Genomic DNA, 316 nt, shown 5'->3' on the forward strand with positions numbered 1-316 from the left:
GGGGGTGGGGTGTGGCGCAGACCCCACCCCGCTCCGCTTCGCGGATCGACCCTCCCCACAAGGGGGAGGGTAATCACTCCGCCGTGCCTTCCTCATACTCTGCCGACATGGTCAGCCACTTTTCCTCGTGGCCGGCCAGCGTCTGGGCCAGTTGCGAGCGCTCCTTCGCCAGCCGTGTCGCCGTCGAGGGATCCTTCTCGTAGACCGCCGGATTGGACAGTTCGTCCTCAATGCCGTCGATGCGCTTGCGAATGCGGTCCATCAGCGCTTCGGTGGCGCGGATCTCCTTGGCCAGCGGCTCGAAGGCAGCGCGGCG

Annotated in this window: 1 pseudogene; it reads right to left on the reverse strand. The window is 67.1% G+C overall.

Going from position 1 to position 316, the window contains the following annotated elements:
* Nucleotides 1-73: 73 nt before the first annotated feature.
* Nucleotides 74-316 (reverse strand): annotated as a pseudogene (locus tag EOB80_RS34360) (ABC transporter ATP-binding protein); the annotation flags it as partial.

This window comes from Mesorhizobium sp. M7A.F.Ca.MR.245.00.0.0, assembly GCF_003997415.1.
Taxonomy (GTDB): domain Bacteria; phylum Pseudomonadota; class Alphaproteobacteria; order Rhizobiales; family Rhizobiaceae; genus Mesorhizobium.